This is a genomic window from Aerococcus sp. UMB7834, assembly GCF_030215145.1.
In the GTDB taxonomy this organism is placed as follows: Bacteria; Bacillota; Bacilli; order Lactobacillales; family Aerococcaceae; genus Aerococcus.
Genome location: NZ_JASOLI010000009.1, coordinates 1 through 13,611, shown reverse-complemented (window position 1 = coordinate 13,611; position 13,611 = coordinate 1). Strand labels below are relative to the sequence as shown.

Here is a 13,611-nt window from a genome sequence, read left to right as displayed (position 1 = left end):
ATGGTAGATAAGAATTATGGCCTCCATGATGTGGTCGAGATGAAGAAGCCCCACCCTTGCAAGACCAATGCCTGGGAGATTATCCGCATGGGCATGGATATCCGGATGAAATGTCAGGGGTGTGGCCAGTCCGTGATGATGCCACGGCGCGAATTCGAAAAGAAAATGAAAAAAGTTCTTGAAAAAGCAGAAAATGAATAGGAAAGTGAGTGAACAATAAGCAATGGCTTTAACAGCAGGAATTGTCGGCTTGCCAAATGTGGGTAAGTCAACCTTATTTAACGCAATTACCAAGTCGCAAGTGGAAGCAGCCAACTACCCCTTCGCGACGATTGACCCCAATGTAGGCGTGGTGGAAGTCCCTGATGACCGCCTCTGGAAGATTACCGAAGTGGTAGAACCTAAGAAGACGGTCCCTACGACCTTTGAATTTACCGATATTGCCGGTATCGTGAAGGGGGCCTCCAAGGGAGAAGGCCTGGGCAATAAGTTCCTAGCCAATATCCGTGAAGTGGACGCCATCTGTCATGTGGTCCGTTGTTTCGATGATGAGAACATTACCCATGTGAGCGGCGGTATCAATCCCCAAGACGATATTGAGACCATCAACCTGGAACTAGTCCTGGCTGACCTGGAAAGTGTCAGCAAGCGCTACGAAAAAGCAGCTAAAATGGCTAAGTCCAAGCAGCATGAAGCCGTTGTCGAAGCCAATGTCCTGGGCCGGATCAAGGAAGCCCTGGAAGCTGGTACGCCTGCCCGGGCCTTAGACTTCAACGAAGAAGAGATGGGCTTTGTTAAGCAACTCTTCCTCCTGACCATGAAGCCGGTCCTCTATGTCGCTAACGTCGAGGAAGAGGATGCCGCATCTGGCGACAATGAACACGTCCAAGCGGTTCGTGAAATCGCCGATGCTGAAGGGGCCCAAGTGGTTGTTGTCTGCGCCAAATTGGAAGAAGACCTGGCGACCATGGAAGAGGATGACCGGGCCATGTTCCTGGAAGACCTCGGCATGGAACAATCAGGCCTAGATGTCTTGATCCAACGGTCCTACACCCTGCTTGGCCTAGCCACTTACTTTACCGCTGGGGAGCAAGAAGTTCGCGCTTGGACCTTCAAGAAGGGCATGAAGGCTCCCCAAGCCGCGGGGATCATCCACTCTGACTTCGAGCGCGGCTTCATCCGGGCTGAAACCGTCCACTACGATGACTTAATGACTTACGGCAGCATGCAGGCTTGCAAGGAACACGGCAAGTACCGGTCGGAAGGTAAGGATTATGTCGTTGAAGATGGCGATATCATGCTCTTCCGCTTCAATGTTTAGGAGGTTCTCTAATGACACAAGACCAATCCGTTAAAGACCAGGAAGTCAGCCTGGCTGACCTCCAAGCAGAAAACCAGAAACTCTACCCTGAACTGACCAAGCGCAACCAAGACTTCATCTTCCAATTCAATAAGGAAATGAAGGCCCAGGGTGCAGAAGAAGCGGCCATCTGCCATGAAAATACTATGATCAAGGAAATGTTGGACAAGCAGGGCCAGGGGATTACGGCCAACCACCTCTACGGCACGCCTACCCAATATGCCCAGCAAGTCCTGTATGGTCCTAGTGAAGTCGAGGTGAAGCCTGCGACCTTCCAACAACTCTGGTTGGACAGTGCCCTCTTCATCGGCGGTATGTTCGCTGCCCTAGCTGGCATCGGTGCCATCAGTAGCAACCAAGAGGCTAACAGCCAATCCTTCGGTGTGATTTCCTTAATCATTAACTTTGTCCTTGGTGGTTTGGCTATGGCGATTCTGACTTACTACCAACAAAACATGGACCGAGAGGCTAAACACCCCGTCCTCCGCTATATTGGTGTTGGCGCAGCGGTGGTTATCGTCTGGATTGGCGTGGTTAGCCTGAGCACCCTCCTTATCCCTGCCAGCATCAACGTCGTCCTCCCCGCCTTCCTCTACTTCGCCATCGCCGTCATCGCCTTCGTCGGCAGATGGTGGTACAAGAAAACCTATAACATCCAAACAAACACACTGTTTTAAATCAGGGTGTGAGACTTGGCGCCTAGGCTTGGATGGTTGGAACAAGTCAGAATAAGAGCGAAGAATTCGCTCGTTTCTGACGTGTGAAACCATTCCAAGCCTGCCAAGTCGAACCCGACTATAAGGGTGCGAGCAGTTGCGTCCAGACTTGAATGACTGGAGCCCAAACGGAAAAGAGCGGCCTTAGCCGATCGTTCCGATTGGGTGAAGTCACTTCAAGCCTGCAACTGCGAACCCGACTACACAGGGTGTGAGCAAGAGCGCTTAGACTTGAATGATTGGAGACTCATCGAAAAAGACTGACGTCAGTCAGGCGTTTCGATGAGTTGAAATCACTTCAAGTCTGCTCTTGCGAACCCGACTACACAGGGTGTGAAGGCTAGCGGGAGAAATAGATCTCTGGAGCCAAAAGCCAGAGAAGACTGAAAGTCTTCGGCGGATTTTGGTGAAGAGGAGCTATTTCTGCTAGCCTGAGCCCGACTATACAGGGTGCGAGCAGTTGCGTCCAGACTTGAATGACTGGAGCCCAAACGGAAAAGAGCGGCCTTAGCCGATCGTTTCGATTGGGTGAAGTCACTTCAAGCCTGCAACTGCGAACCCAACTAAGGGTATGAGCAGACCATCTAAACAGACAAACACCCCTTCACTAAGCTAGCCTCCTGTTGCTAGCTTAGTTTTGTTAATAGGGAAACTTTCAATTGGTCATCGTAAGCATGCTAGACTTGATAGGATCATTTTTTTTGATATTGTAAAATATGAAGCAAGATACTAAATAATTGAGGTGATTTCAGAAATGACTCAGCCCGTGATCTACCGAAAAGATGTCTTGGCCATTTCTATCCTGATTCAAATTCTTGTCCTAGTTTTGTTTAAAGCATCCGGCATATCACTTCGAAGCTGGTTGACGATAGCCTTCCCAATTTACCTTATGCATGCTTTTTATGTGATAAGATTCATCCAATACCATAGAAAGCATCGGCATAACTAAGGAAAGCCAGTAGCCAATGACTCAATAAAAAGTCAGTATCAAGCCCCCAAATTTTGGCTTTAAAGTCTAAATTTGAGGGCTTTTTCAATAGTTAAGGCCAAATTCAAATGCGGAAGGCATGCTCACTAATACCATTCACCTATTAGATTTTCCCTATCCCTACTGGAGGCCTTTTTATAGTCCTTGCCCCTTCTTCTTGTTACAATGAACTTAACTTAACTGAGGAGGTTGTTTCTATATGAATACGGCAGATATCAATACCAAGGGAATCGGCACAGAGCTCGGTTTGAAATTGGGCTGCGATGAGGCCCCTATTAAATCCATTGAATTTATTAACTACCGCTGTCCTTTTGCCCGGAAGTTCTTCCAAAGCAATTCTTACTTATTAGACGAGTGGGTGGCAGCGGGCAAGTTGCAGCGGATTATCAAATCTTATGACCGCGACAAGCATGACCTGTCCAAGGCTAATATCCTCCACCAATACATTGACTATGGCCGGCCAGAAGAAGCTTATGAATTGATCCATTATTTCTATGCTAACCAGGATGTCTGGGGGGAAATGGACCACGATGGCGTCAAAGATTGGGTGGAGAATGTGGTCGGACTCGAGCGGCAAGCTAATGAAGAAATCGCCCAGGCCATCCGCCAAGAAGGGGAAGACAATGGTGTGCGTTTCGTTCCTACTGTTATCCTCGCTGGTCATATCTTAGATGAACACGAAGACCATTTCACTATCCGTAAGTGGCTAGCTGAAGCCTTGGAAGACCAAGACTTAGCCAATGATTTTGACCCGTCTGCCCTGAACGATTCCAACGGTTTTGTCCTCGGCTCGGACCAGGCAGAAAAGACCATCTATCAATTTATCGACCTCTATGAAGCGGAATCAGCAGCCTATGTCAAGGAAGCTTTCCCTATTCTGCGCCAAGCCCTCGCTTCGGGCCAAGTGAGCTTAGTGACTAAAATCTTTAGTTTACGCCATGGGGGCGGCTACAAGGGTGAAGTGATGCAGCGCTTTGTGGACTATCAAACGCCCGAAAAGGCCCTGTATCAAGTCGAAGAGATCCTCGCTCGGCGTCCCGAATGGGTAGCCTCTGACTTTGAAGGTGTCTTCAAGTTTGCGGAAGAAGAGCTGGGCTACGACTACCAAGGTAACCAAGCAGCCCTCAAAGCCGCTTACAGAGAAGGTAAGGCAGTGGGCGTGGAAGCCAGTCCAGCCGTCTTCATCGATGGCCAAGGCTTCCAAGCTGACCAAGCCCTCTCAGCCCTTCAAAACAAGCTATAAGACGAACGATAAAATAAAATTCGTATAAAAGGTTCGCTATTAACCGCAAAAGATTAAAATAATTGTTGACAATTTCGGAAATTCGGGCTATCCTATTGAATAATCTAAAAAGGAAAAGGAGCGGATTAACACCATGTCGAACTGGGAAAATAAATTTGTCAAAGAAGGAATTACCTTCGATGATGTCTTACTCGTGCCTGCTGAAAGTGATGTCCTACCTGATGAAGCGGATTTAGGGATCCAGCTATCTGACCACTTGAAATTGAATGTCCCTATCCTATCAGCTTCGATGGATACGGTAACGGAAGCGGATATGGCTATTGCCATGGCACGGTCTGGCGGCTTAGGAATTATCCATAAGAACATGACCATTGCCCGTCAGGCTGAGGAAGTTCGCAAGGTGAAACGCTCGGAGAGTGGCGTCATCACCAATCCTTTCTATCTCTTCCCAGACAATAAGGTGCAAGAAGCTGAAGATTTGATGGCGCGCTACCGGATCAGTGGAGTTCCTATCGTCAAGGATGAGAGTTCGCGTGAATTACTGGGGATCATCACCAACCGCGACATTCGCTTTGTCCGTGATTTATCCGAACCTATTCATGAATATATGACCACAGAAGAAATGGTCACCGCTCCTTCGAATACCAGCCTAGAAGAAGCCGAAGCTCTCCTACAAAAATACCGGATTGAAAAACTCCCCTTGGTTGATGACCAAGGTCGTTTGACCGGCTTAATTACCTTCAAAGATATTCAAAATGTCACTGACTATCCCAATGCAGCCAAAGATGCCAAAGGACGTTTGGTCTGTGGGGCAGCTGTCGGTGTGACTTCAGATACCTTCGAACGGGCCAAAGCCCTCATTGAAGCAGGTGTGGATGCCATTGTCATCGACACTGCCCACGGCCATTCCAAGGGCGTCCTCCGCAAGGTCAAGGAAATCCGCGACCAGTTCTCAGAGGTCACCCTGATTGCTGGGAATGTGGCCACAGCGGAAGGTACCCGGGCCCTTTTTGAAACAGGGGTCGATATTGTCAAAGTTGGCATTGGACCTGGTTCAATCTGTACTACCCGGGTAGTGGCTGGGGTCGGCGTGCCCCAATTAACCGCCATTTATGATGCCGCTGAAGTGGCCAATGAATTTGGCAAGACCATCATCGCTGATGGAGGGATTAAGTATTCAGGAGATATTGTCAAGGCCCTGGCTGCTGGGGGCCATGCCGTGATGCTAGGTTCCATGCTAGCAGGGACGGACGAATCGCCGGGTGAAATTGAGATCTACCAAGGCCGCCGCTTCAAGACCTACCGCGGCATGGGCAGTCTGGGTGCCATGAAGAAGGGCTCAGCTGACCGCTACTTCCAAGGAGAAGTCAACGAAGCCAACAAGCTGGTCCCAGAAGGTATCGAAGGCCGGGTCAGCTACAAGGGCTCAGTCGTTGATATCATCTTCCAAATGGTCGGTGGTATCCGGTCCGGTATGGGATATTGCGGGGCACACAATATTGAAGACCTCCGTCAAAATGCCCAGTTCGTTCGCATGTCAGCCGCTGGTCTGATCGAATCCCACCCCCACGACATTCAAATTACCAAAGAAGCACCTAACTACTCACGTGGATAAGTGCCAAGGACAAGCGTCTAGCCCAGGCTAGGCGCTTTTCTTATAGAAAGGCTGAGCGGATTACTCGCCTTTCGTTCGCTCACATGTTAGGATGAAAGAGAAGTTGAACTTGTAATGAATTGAAGGAGGTTCCATAATTTATGGCAAAAATTGCAGCAATTATCACAGACCTATTCGAAGATTCAGAGTTTACATCACCTAAGGAAGCCCTCGAGGCTGCGGGTCATGAAGTAGTGACCGTGGGGCTCGAAGCTGGCCAAACTGTTACCGGTAAGAGTGAAGATACAGAAGTCGAAGTCGCTGTTGGCATTGATGCGGCAGAAGGTGCGGATTACGATGCCCTGCTCATTCCTGGCGGCTATTCCCCTGATAAATTACGGGGCGACGAGCGCGTAATAGATTTCGTGCGCCACTTTGCCTTCAAGCGCAAACCAATCTTCTCCATCTGCCATGCCCCTCAATTACTCGTCAATGCTGACGTACTGAAAGGTAAGTCCATTACAGCTGTTAAACAAGTGGCCGTTGACGTGAAAAATGCGGGCGCCAACTTCTTTGATGAAGAAGTTGTCATTGACCCATCCGGCATTATCTCCAGCCGGACCCCAGCCGACTTAGATGCCTTCAATGAAGCCATTGTCGATGCTTTGAAATAGGCTCTATATGAATAAAGCAAGGAGCAGGGCAGCCTGCTCCTTTTTATTTGGAGTGCTGAGGGTGGAGTAACCCACACTCGGAAGCTTCGATTGGGGGTTAGATTCTAGCCCTCCACACTCCATGTCTTTATTTGTGGGTTGCTAGTCCCCAATCCACACTCGAATGAGGAAATTGGATGCTAAAAGATTTCAAGTCACACTTCGCCAGTTTGATTGGGGATTGGTTAATTTAAGCGCCCTCACAGCCTTTGCTTACACCCCTAGTCGGGTTCGACTTGGCAGGCTTGGAGTAATTTCACAAGTCAGAAACGAGCGAATGCTTCGCTCTTATTCTGTCTTGCTCCAATCATCCAAGCCTGAGCGCCAAGTCTCACACCCTTGTATAGTTGGGTTCGGTCTGGCAGCTTTCGTGTCACTTCACAAGTCACCGCCGCAGTCTGTGAGACTGCTCTGGCGACTTGTTCCAGTGAACGAAAGCTAAGCGCCAGCCCTCACACCCTTTAGTTGGGTTCGCAAGAGCAGTTTTGGAGTGCTTTCGCAAGTCGGGAACGTGCAAGCGGGGCTTGCCCTTTTTCGTTCGTGCTCCAGTGGTAAGCTTCTGACCGCCTTTGCTCACACCCTTTATAGTCGGGTTTGCAAAGGCAGAAAGGGAGTGACTTCAGAAAAGTGGAACGATCGGCTAAAGCCGCTCTTTTCCTCTTTTCTTCCAGTCATCCCTTTCTGACCGCCTTTGCTCACACCCTTTATAGTCGGGTTCGGTCGCGCAGAAGTGGCTCCTCTTCACAAAAGGGAACGACCGGCTAAAGCCGTTCTTATCCCTTTTGCTCCAGAGGTCCACTTCTACCCGTGCGCCCTCACACCCTTTGCAGTCGGGTTCGCAAAGGCAGAAGCTTCTCCACTTCACACGATCGAAACGTGCAAGCGGGGCTTGCCCTTTTTCGTTCGTGTTCCAGTGGTAAGCTTCTAAACGCCTTTGCTCACACCCTTTGATTTAATGCTTTCTTAAGGAGATTTGTGGGTTTTCTTTAAACAATTATAGGGATGTTTTGCTAAAATATAGGGGAGTATGTTCTTAGTAAAGTAATAGTATGTAAATAAGTTTTGTGTAAGGGAGTGGCGAGATGAAATTATTGATTGTAGATGATGATAAGGATATTGTTGAGTTACTGACGATTTATTCTAAGAATGAGGGCTACCAGGTGGTCCAGGCTTTTGATGGGGATGATGCCCTCAAGCAGATGGTGGATAATCCAGATATTGATTTGATGATCTTGGATATCATGATGCCAGGTAAGGATGGTTTGACCCTCTTGAAGGAGCTCCGGGGGCGGAATGTTGAGATCCCCATCCTCTTGTTGTCGGCTAAGTCCAGCGATATGGACAAGATTTCTGGTTTGACGACGGGGGCGGATGACTATGTGACCAAGCCCTTCAATGCCCTCGAAGTGATGGCCCGGGTGAAGTCCCTCTTGCGTCGGGCTAACTTGTCGGATGAGAATAATACCGATACGATTGAGATTGGGCCTTTGACGATTCATAAGAATTCTCATGAGGTGAAGACCATCGATGGCAAGGAGATCCAGCTCACGGCTTTAGAATTTGGGATTCTTTACCTCTTGGCCAGCCATCCGAATGAAGTCTTCAGTGCGGACGAAATTTTTGAACGGGTTTGGCAGCAAGATTCTGTTGTTTCTGCCAAGACGGTGATGGTCCATGTCAGTCACCTGCGCGATAAGATTGGTAAGGCAACCAATGGCGATAAGGTGATTTCAACAGTTTGGGGGGTAGGCTACCGGATTGTCGATCCGACAGCTGACCAAGCCTAGTACCAAGGGATGAAGGGAGGCAAGTGCATGTATCATTCCAAGCGAAGTAAATACCGCGTCTTTCTTGAAGTTTTCTTTGAGGCGGTGGTTTGGACAGCCATTCTTTTGCTGGGGTATTTTGGCATTATGTTCGTTTTGATCTTTGCCTACGATTATTACTATGTCCAGATTATGCAGCAAAATCCCTTCTCCATTATTCTCCAACCCTATTTCCAGCAGAATTTCTTCTTAGGATTCACCCTTTGCTATGTGGTGATTGGTCTGGGGGCAGTCGCTTGGCGGATTTATCGCCGTTATCGGACGGTCCAATTGGGTTATATCTTGGATGAACTGCATTTTATTTCTCAGGGAAACTATGACCACCGGATTTCCAGCAAGCACTTGGATTCGATGAAGCCGGTGGTGTCCTCGATTAACCGCCTGGTGGATAGCACGGTTGAGGCCATGGAGGAAGAGCGCCGAATTGAACAGTCCAAGGATGAGTTGATTGTCAACATGTCCCATGATATCCGGACCCCGCTGACCTCGGTGATCGGCTACTTAGGTCTCTTGGAGAGCGGCCATTACAATGATGAGGAAGAAATGAAGTACTATGCCCATATTGCTTATACCAAGTCCCTGCAATTGCAGCGGATGGTGAATGACCTCTTTGAATACACCAAGATTAGCCAGGTCAATATCCAGCTCAATGTTATGCCCATCAATGTGGTACGGATGCTCCAGCAGATGCTGGTTGAATTTGAGATGGAGGCGGAACAAGCCGGTCGCGAGCTCCGCTTGGATGTCCCAGAAGACCAGGAAATAATTGTCGATGTGGATCCAGAGCAATTGGCCCGGGTTTTCTCTAACCTACTGACCAATGCCTTTAAATATGGTGGCGATGGTGACTATGTCCGTGTGGCGGTCAGCCAGGATGCTAAAGAGACCACTTTTGTCGTCGAAAATGATGGCGACCAGATTCCAGAAGAGGCCTTAGACCGGCTTTTCCAACGCTTTTACCGGGTGGATAGCTCACGCTCCCAAGAAAAATCCGGTAGCGGCCTAGGCCTGGCTATTGCAGAAGGGGTGGTCTTCCATCACCATGGCAAGATATGGGCGGAATCGGATAGCCAGAGCACACGTTTTATTTTTAAAATTCCGAATCATTACCAGGAAGAGAGGTTGAATGGATGACTCTTGGAAAGAAGCTGAAAGTTTTTAAAGTGGGGCTCGTTTTGACTTTGTTATGGACGGTTTTCAGCCCGACTCTGGTTCTTGCTGAGGATCGGGGAACGAGCCTGGGGGACTTTTCTAGCCAGCTGGCGAGTCAATTGAACTTGGGAGTTGACCAGGCCGCAGCTATGGATCCAGCGACTGGCCAGGCCCTCTTCCGCTACCAGGATGATGACTTGCACGGGATTGCTTCCTTGACCAAGTTGCTGAGCTTGTATGTGGTTTACGATGCCATCAAGGCTGGTCAATTAGATTTCGATACCAAGATTCCCGTCTCTGAAGGGGTGGCTGAACTCTCCCGCCTCCCCAACTTATCTAATGTCCCTCTGGATGCGTCAACGGACTATTACACTGCCGGCGACCTGATCGATGCCACCTTAATTTATTCAGCTAATTCAGCCATTGTAGCCCTGGCCCAATATGTGGCAGGGGACGAGGCAACTTTTGTGGAAAAGATGGGCGATAAGCTGGAGTCTTTAGGGATCACAGATTACAAACTCTACACGGCTTCGGGTTTAGATGGGAAATATCAGACGACCCATGGTGACCAGTACACCAGCCAGGACGAGAACCAGATGCGGGGGATTGACCTCTTGCGGATGACCCAGCACTTATTGGAAGACTATCCTGATATTCTCAAACGCTCGGCGGTTCCTGTTAAAGACTTCCAAGTTAACCCAGAGACGACTTTTCGGATGGTGAATTTCAATGAGTTTCTCCCGGGACTGGCTCATGGACGCGAGGATGTCTTGGGCTTGAAGACCGGGACGGAAGACTTAGCTGGAGCCTGTATCCTGATTGTCAGCCGGATCAACGACCGTCCTGTCTTGCTTTTGACCCTGGGGGCGAGCGATAATGAGGCCCGCTACCGGGAAACTAACAAGTTATTGAACGGCCTGCAGGACAATCTAGCTTGGACTCTCCTCCACCAAGAAGGGGAAGTCTTCGCTAGCCGGGACCATGTGGATGTCTACCAAGGCCGCCAAGACCAGGTGGACCTGCTCTACCAGGATAATTCAGCTGCCTTCTTGCCCCAAGGAATCGATTGGGCCCAAGAAAAGGTGGAATCTTATAGCGATAATTGGCGGTACACCCCCCAAGGGACCCTGCAGGTGAAGGCTCCGCTTGATCCTAGTCAGGCTGTTAACCAGGTGACCATCCGTCTGCCCTTCCTTGAAGACGTGGAGGGCCAGGATATGGCCTTGACCAATGCTATTGTGCCGAGTGAAGAAGTGGAAGGCCTGAGCCCCATTGTCCGGGTGACACGGCGCATGTCCCAGTTGATTGAATCCTTGGTGGACCAGGTGGAAGACTGGCTCGATACGCAAAGTGCAAAGGCAAATTGACATTTATTGAGAGAAAGATTATAATAGCATTAATAGATAAAAAGTAGGATTGTGACTAGTAAGTGATGGATAAGTTCAAGAGAGTCCGTGGTCGGTGGGAACGGATACTTGTTATCATGGAATCCACACAATCGCTGAGTGCGAGCCCGCAGATGGGTGAAGCATTTCCGGACAGACCGTTAACTGAAGAGTGCAGCAAGCATATAGTGATATGCTGAAGCAGGGTGGTACCGCGCAATAATGCCGAAACAAGCAGCTATTCCGTCCCTTTCTTAATCGAAAGGGTATGGAATAGCTTTTTTATTTTAATTTTTTACATTAATGGAGGAGGAAGACCCATGATTGATATGCGTCAATTACGAAATAATTTTGAAGAAACAGCCCAATTGTTAGAGACTCGCGGGGTGAGCCGGGAAGAGTTGGACCAAGTGATGGCTCTCGATGAAGACCGTCGTAAGCTCTTAGTTCAAGTCGAAGAACAGAAGAAAGTCCGTAACCAAACCTCAGAAGAAATTGCCCAGTTGAAACGGAACCAAGAAGATGCAGATGACAAGATTAAGGCCATGCAGGAACTAGGCGAGGAAATCTCTAAGCTAGACCAAGAAGTCAAAGCGGTTGAAAACAAACGTCATGATATCTTAGCCCGCATTCCGAATTTGCCTGCAGAAGGCGTTCCAGTAGGGGAAGATGAAGACGATAATGAAGAAATCCACCGCAAGGGCGAGCTGCCAAACTTTGACTTCACGCCTAAAGCCCACTATGAAATTGGTGAAGACTTAGGCATCCTTGATTTCGCAGCAGGCGGCAAGGTAGCTGGCTCACGCTTCCTCTACTACCGTGGGATGGGGGCTAAGCTAGAGCGTGCCCTCTACAACTTCATGCTCGACCAACACGCTAAGGAAGGTTATATTGAAACCATCACCCCTTACCTGGCCAATGACCAAGCTATGTACGGGACTGGTCAGTTCCCTAAATTTACTGAAGATGTTTTCCAAATTGAACATGACGACCGCGACTTGACCTTGATCCCAACTGCCGAAGTGACCTTGACCAACTACTATGCAGGAGATATCATTCCAGGTGAAGAATTACCTATTAAGTTCACCGCGATGTCACCTTGCTTCCGTTCAGAAGCGGGTTCTGCAGGCCGGGATACCCGGGGCTTGATCCGTCTCCACCAATTCCACAAGGTTGAAATGGTCAAATTTGCTAAACCAGACCAATCCTTCGATGAACTCGAAAGCATGACCCAAAATGCGGAAAATATTTTAGATATGCTGAAATTACCTTACCGCCGCATCGTTCTCTGTACCGGTGACATGGGCTTCTCAGCTTCTAAGACTTATGATATCGAAGTTTGGATCCCAGCCCAAGATACCTACCGGGAAATTTCATCATGCTCAAACTGCGTAGACTTTCAAGCACGCCGGGCTAAGATCCGCTACCGCGATGAGAACGGTAAACCGCAACTCGCCCATACCTTGAATGGTTCAGGTTTGGCTGTCGGTCGGACCGTAGCAGCAGTCCTTGAAAACTACCAAAATGCGGATGGCTCAGTGACCATCCCAGAAGTACTCGTTCCTTACATGGGTGGCGTAACGAAGATTACTAAAGAGAATGCACTGGGTTAGAAACAAAGTGGAATAATAGATAAGAAGAGGTTGGAGGCAAAAGCCCAGCCTCTTTTGTCATTTGAGACCTAGAAGTAGGTGAACGATCGAAAAGCTGCTACAATAGAAGTAAGTTAGCAAAGGAAGGTGATGCGATATGGCAGAAAAGAAAGCTATTTTTGCAGGGGGATGTTTTTGGTGTATGGTCCAACCCTTCGACCAATATCCTGGTATTATTTCAGTTGTATCGGGTTATACAGGTGGACATGTGCCCAATCCAACTTATCAGGAAGTCTGCCGGGGCAATACCGGCCACACAGAAGCTGTCGAAATTACTTACGACCCTGAAGTGATTTCATATGAAGACTTACTGAAGATTTACTGGCAACAGACAGACCCAACGGATGCCATGGGTCAATTCGTTGACCGGGGAGATTCTTACCGGCCAGTAATTTTTTATGCGGATGAAGAGCAGAAGCAAGCAGCACTTGATTCTAAAGCGGCACTCGAAGCCAGCGGACGTTTCGACGATCCGATTGTGACTCAGATTGAACCCGCCCAAGCCTTTTATCCAGCAGAAGATTACCACCAAGATTTCTATAAGAAGAATCCCGAACACTACCAACGCTACCGTCGAGGCTCTGGCCGCCAAAGCTTTATTGACGAAAATTGGTAGGAGAACGAGTAAAGAGTGACAAAAGCTGCTAGCTGGGCTTTTGTCACTTTTTATTTTTCTAAGTAAAATTAAGAAAAAGACTTTACAAAGATCTAGAAAGGTGATAATATATTTCTTGTCCTCAAAAAGGCCGTAAGCAAAATAAATGTTTTTGAAAAAAGCCTTGACGAAGATCTGTGAGAAATGCTATACTATAAAAGTTGTTTCTCAAGAAAACAAAAAAGAATTTGAAAAAGTTCTTGACATTTCGTTCTTGATGAGATATCATTAAATAGTTGTCTCAAAGAGAGACGAGATAGACCTTTGAAAACTGAACAAAGAAGACGAACCAATTGTGTAGGGCATCAACTTCGAGTTGATGAACCA

The 13,611-nt window shown here is 48.4% G+C and carries 11 protein-coding genes; all 11 read left to right on the top strand.

Annotated features, from left to right (window positions below):
* The 11 genes from QP339_RS07890 to msrA all read left to right on the top strand — a co-directional run bounded on the left by QP339_RS07890 (position 1) and on the right by msrA (position 13,245).
* A complete protein-coding gene (locus QP339_RS07890; protein WP_284911060.1) occupies positions 1-201 on the top strand; it encodes a DUF951 domain-containing protein in 201 nt (66 codons plus the stop codon).
* A 22-nt stretch (positions 202-223) separates the two neighbouring features.
* On the top strand, positions 224-1,321 hold the full coding sequence (gene ychF, locus QP339_RS07885; protein WP_284911059.1) for a redox-regulated ATPase YchF: 1,098 nt from the start codon (positions 224-226) through the stop codon (positions 1,319-1,321).
* Positions 1,322-1,332: 11 nt separating this feature from the next.
* Positions 1,333-2,037, top strand: coding sequence for a DUF1129 domain-containing protein (locus tag QP339_RS07880; protein ID WP_284911058.1), 705 nt, complete (start codon positions 1,333-1,335; stop codon positions 2,035-2,037).
* A 1,226-nt stretch (positions 2,038-3,263) separates the two neighbouring features.
* Positions 3,264-4,307, top strand: a complete 1,044-nt coding sequence (locus QP339_RS07875) for a thioredoxin domain-containing protein (protein ID WP_284911057.1) — start codon at positions 3,264-3,266, stop codon at positions 4,305-4,307.
* Between the two features lie 133 nt (positions 4,308-4,440).
* Positions 4,441-5,922: an IMP dehydrogenase gene (guaB, locus tag QP339_RS07870; RefSeq protein WP_284911056.1), complete on the top strand. Its 1,482-nt coding sequence runs from the start codon at positions 4,441-4,443 to the stop codon at positions 5,920-5,922.
* A gap of 140 nt (positions 5,923-6,062) precedes the next feature.
* Complete coding sequence (locus QP339_RS07865) at positions 6,063-6,575, top strand: type 1 glutamine amidotransferase domain-containing protein (RefSeq protein WP_284911055.1); 513 nt, start codon at positions 6,063-6,065, stop codon at positions 6,573-6,575.
* A 1,121-nt stretch (positions 6,576-7,696) separates the two neighbouring features.
* Positions 7,697-8,401 carry a response regulator transcription factor gene (locus QP339_RS07860; RefSeq protein WP_067973754.1) on the top strand — a complete coding sequence of 235 codons (705 nt, stop codon included), beginning with the start codon at positions 7,697-7,699 and terminating at the stop codon, positions 8,399-8,401.
* 27 nt (positions 8,402-8,428) lie between these two features.
* Entirely contained in the window at positions 8,429-9,574 is a 1,146-nt protein-coding gene (locus tag QP339_RS07855) for a sensor histidine kinase (protein WP_284911054.1), read from the top strand.
* A gap of 41 nt (positions 9,575-9,615) precedes the next feature.
* Positions 9,616-10,959 carry a serine hydrolase gene (locus tag QP339_RS07850; protein ID WP_284911053.1) on the top strand — a complete coding sequence of 448 codons (1,344 nt, stop codon included), beginning with the start codon at positions 9,616-9,618 and terminating at the stop codon, positions 10,957-10,959.
* 338 nt (positions 10,960-11,297) lie between these two features.
* On the top strand, positions 11,298-12,590 hold the full coding sequence (serS, locus tag QP339_RS07845; protein WP_284911052.1) for a serine--tRNA ligase: 1,293 nt from the start codon (positions 11,298-11,300) through the stop codon (positions 12,588-12,590).
* 136 nt (positions 12,591-12,726) lie between these two features.
* Positions 12,727-13,245 carry a peptide-methionine (S)-S-oxide reductase MsrA gene (gene msrA / locus QP339_RS07840; protein WP_284879008.1) on the top strand — a complete coding sequence of 173 codons (519 nt, stop codon included), beginning with the start codon at positions 12,727-12,729 and terminating at the stop codon, positions 13,243-13,245.
* Positions 13,246-13,611 lie beyond the last annotated feature (366 nt).

Excerpts from the sequence above, each read along its gene's own strand:
- QP339_RS07890 (WP_284911060.1), top strand. The coding sequence starts at position 1 with ATGGTAGATAAGAATTATGGCCTCCATGATGTGGTCGAGATGAAGAAG.
- ychF (WP_284911059.1), top strand. The coding sequence starts at position 224 with ATGGCTTTAACAGCAGGAATTGTCGGCTTGCCAAATGTGGGTAAGTCA.
- QP339_RS07880 (WP_284911058.1), top strand. The coding sequence starts at position 1,333 with ATGACACAAGACCAATCCGTTAAAGACCAGGAAGTCAGCCTGGCTGAC.
- QP339_RS07875 (WP_284911057.1), top strand. The coding sequence starts at position 3,264 with ATGAATACGGCAGATATCAATACCAAGGGAATCGGCACAGAGCTCGGT.
- guaB (WP_284911056.1), top strand. The coding sequence starts at position 4,441 with ATGTCGAACTGGGAAAATAAATTTGTCAAAGAAGGAATTACCTTCGAT.
- QP339_RS07865 (WP_284911055.1), top strand. The coding sequence starts at position 6,063 with ATGGCAAAAATTGCAGCAATTATCACAGACCTATTCGAAGATTCAGAG.
- QP339_RS07860 (WP_067973754.1), top strand. The coding sequence starts at position 7,697 with ATGAAATTATTGATTGTAGATGATGATAAGGATATTGTTGAGTTACTG.
- QP339_RS07855 (WP_284911054.1), top strand. The coding sequence starts at position 8,429 with ATGTATCATTCCAAGCGAAGTAAATACCGCGTCTTTCTTGAAGTTTTC.
- serS (WP_284911052.1), top strand. The coding sequence starts at position 11,298 with ATGATTGATATGCGTCAATTACGAAATAATTTTGAAGAAACAGCCCAA.
- msrA (WP_284879008.1), top strand. The coding sequence starts at position 12,727 with ATGGCAGAAAAGAAAGCTATTTTTGCAGGGGGATGTTTTTGGTGTATG.